The sequence below is a fragment of the Bartonella sp. MU70NMGDW genome (genome assembly GCF_042194085.1).
Taxonomy (GTDB): domain Bacteria; phylum Pseudomonadota; class Alphaproteobacteria; order Rhizobiales; family Rhizobiaceae; genus Bartonella; species Bartonella grahamii.
Genome location: NZ_JBHIMK010000194.1, coordinates 1 through 2,324 on the forward strand (window position 1 = coordinate 1; position 2,324 = coordinate 2,324).

The following is a 2,324-nucleotide window of genomic DNA, read 5'->3' on the forward strand; positions in this document are numbered from 1 at the left end:
GATTGTTATGGTCTCTTCATTAATTTGGAGAGCAAAATGACAATAGAATTTAAACTTCGTATTCACTTTATTAAGAAAGGATACAGTTATGGATGACATTCCTGCACAAAGAGATAAAAACCGCTGTCCTACTCATCCAGGAGAAGTTTTAGCAGATATTATTCCTGAAACAGGCAAAACAAAGTCAGAAATTGCACAAATGCTCGGTATATCACGCCAACATCTCTATGATATTCTAAATGCCGAAAAGCCTATATCTCCTTCTCTTTCGGCTTGTCTTGGCAAAATGTTTGGGAATGGAGCTGCCATATGGTTACGTATGCAAGCGAATTATGATGCGTGGCATGCTGAACGTGAAACAGATGTTAGCAAAGTTCCAACACTCCACGCTGTTTGACTTTGTGACTCAATCTCTAGAGACTTTTCCAAGTGGTTTTATTGCTTTAACTTCTTTAATTTTAAGTGCAATTTTACGCACGAAAGCGAGGCTAAAACGCCCTTGTGGTTTTAAATCTTCAAAGTCAAACAAAGATTCGCAAGGAACAACATTAAATTCATCAACACGCACCCAAGATTGCATTTGCAACCCCGCACGTCTACATTCTATCTCAGGTACTTTTAAGCTATATTGTAAATTAATAGGCTCTTGAGAAGTGATAGGAAACAAAAAGAAATGGCTTTCAGTTTTAACCATAACACAGGAAGGACGCGCTTTGCGCCCCGAATGTTCACCTTTTTGCGCTTGTTCGTGCCATAAATAATAATATTGAACAACATCCCCTGCTTTAAACATATTCGTCGCCATTTAAAATATCATCTAAACCACGATCTAAATCGTCTAATATATTTTGCGGTGCATCTGCATAAACAAAAGATTGTATACGAGAACGCGCTTTTATTAATTCATGATATAAATCAACAGGAAGCATAATGATTTTTTCACGCCCTCGCTTTGTTAAAGCTACAGGTGTAGACATAGCCTCGTCTAAAATATCGCCTGCCCCGCGGTTTACATCTGTAAAACTATATTTTTTCATATGCACATCCTATCTTTAATGTATAATACGTATTATACGTACAATATGTATTATGTAAAGATATTTTATGCTGTTAACCACCTCCCCGCCTAAAAGACGAGGAGAGAAAATCATGTTTTTAAAGTTAAGCAGCTTTTGTAATCGGACTTGCTAAGACCTTTTTTGCTTCTTTAATGAGGGCTTTATATTTTCTGTTTTCTTCGTCTACTCTGAAGGCATCAAGAAGACGCATATGAATTGGACCTAAAAGATACAAAACTTTTTCACCAGGTTTCATACCTTCCCAATAACTTGGCAAATCAAAACGCGTATCACGATCATAATCAACAGATTGGTTTCTCAGTTTCTTTTCACACTCAATAAAGTAACGGCGTGCTTGACGTCCTTTCTCGTTACGTTCCACCATTGAGAGCTCTTTCGCCATGTCTAAAGTGATGTGATATTCTGTACTTGGACGACCGCCTTTAGGTTTTACTAAATTTTTAGTAAAACTCGCAAAGTCCTTATTTTCTAGGAAACCATATTCTTTAATACGATTAATAATCCAATCGTTAAAACGAGATGTTACCTTCAAAAACGTATGCAAATCACGAGCGTTAACAGTTTGAACAGTTTCCTGATCAATGATTTGTTCCGATATTGGAATAAGAGTATTCATGAGAACTCCTTGTTGTTAGACGTTTTTCATTGACATTTTTTATAAAAATGCCGGGTGCTGAAAAACACGGCAACAAGCCCGTCGTTATGCCTTTCCCCCGAAAGGGTATTGTATAGCGTAACCACACCCGACAAAGCTATTATATGCGTGTAGCATATAATGAGTCAAAGTCTTTAATGTACAGAAGACTGATTATTTCGGTAACCAATCCGCTTGTTGTTTTAAGGTGTTTTTCAAGCACCTTTGTATGAATCTAACGGTTTTGAATATTTTGTCAAGTCGTTTTCAAAAGCGGCTTTTTACCTCTCATTTTTCCCATTCATTTTCATTCACCCCTCATTTAAAGGAGCATAAAGTATGGCAACAGGTTTTCTACACGGTGTTGAAGTCGTTGAAGTTGACGACGGCACCCGACCCCTTCGCGCGGTACAATCGGCAGTTATCGGGATTGTTGGCACAGCACCCGATGCCGATGAACAAGCATTCCCTCTCAACACACCCGTTTTGGTAGCAGGCTCTCTTTCACAAGCTGCAAAACTCGATAAAACGGGTAAGCGTCAAGGCACCCTACCTAATGCCCTTGATCTCATTTTCAAGCAAGTGGGTGCCATTGTTGTTGTCGTGCGCGT

The 2,324-nt window shown here is 38.6% G+C and carries 4 protein-coding genes and 1 pseudogene; 2 read left to right on the plus strand and 3 right to left on the minus strand.

Going from position 1 to position 2,324, the window contains the following annotated elements; genetic code table 11:
• The first annotated feature begins 88 nt into the window (after positions 1-88).
• Complete coding sequence (locus ACFIKE_RS09630) at positions 89-397, plus strand: HigA family addiction module antitoxin (protein WP_375649609.1); 309 nt, start codon at positions 89-91, stop codon at positions 395-397.
• A gap of 9 nt (positions 398-406) precedes the next feature.
• On the opposite strand, the gene ACFIKE_RS09635 is transcribed toward ACFIKE_RS09630, so the two are convergent.
• The 3 genes from ACFIKE_RS09635 to ACFIKE_RS09645 all read right to left on the minus strand — a co-directional run bounded on the left by ACFIKE_RS09635 (position 407) and on the right by ACFIKE_RS09645 (position 1,695).
• Positions 407-793: a hypothetical protein gene (locus tag ACFIKE_RS09635; protein WP_375627593.1), complete on the minus strand. Its 387-nt coding sequence runs from the start codon at positions 791-793 to the stop codon at positions 407-409.
• The gene (locus ACFIKE_RS09640; protein WP_375627072.1) at positions 786-1,037 is read right to left on the minus strand and encodes a type II toxin-antitoxin system prevent-host-death family antitoxin; all 252 of its coding nucleotides are present in this window, start codon (positions 1,035-1,037) and stop codon (positions 786-788) included. Before ACFIKE_RS09640 ends, ACFIKE_RS09635 begins: the two co-directional genes overlap by 8 nt.
• Before the next feature lie 124 nt (positions 1,038-1,161).
• Positions 1,162-1,695, minus strand: coding sequence for an antA/AntB antirepressor family protein (locus ACFIKE_RS09645; RefSeq protein WP_375626900.1), 534 nt, complete (start codon positions 1,693-1,695; stop codon positions 1,162-1,164).
• Between the two features lie 357 nt (positions 1,696-2,052).
• On the opposite strand from ACFIKE_RS09645, the pseudogene ACFIKE_RS09650 reads away from it, so the two are divergent.
• Positions 2,053-2,324 (plus strand): annotated as a pseudogene (locus ACFIKE_RS09650) (phage tail protein); the annotation flags it as partial.

Excerpts from the sequence above, each read along its gene's own strand:
- ACFIKE_RS09630 (WP_375649609.1), top strand. The coding sequence starts at position 89 with ATGGATGACATTCCTGCACAAAGAGATAAAAACCGCTGTCCTACTCAT.
- ACFIKE_RS09645 (WP_375626900.1), bottom strand. The coding sequence starts at position 1,695 with ATGAATACTCTTATTCCAATATCGGAACAAATCATTGATCAGGAAACT.
- ACFIKE_RS09640 (WP_375627072.1), bottom strand. The coding sequence starts at position 1,037 with ATGAAAAAATATAGTTTTACAGATGTAAACCGCGGGGCAGGCGATATT.
- ACFIKE_RS09635 (WP_375627593.1), bottom strand. The coding sequence starts at position 793 with ATGTTTAAAGCAGGGGATGTTGTTCAATATTATTATTTATGGCACGAA.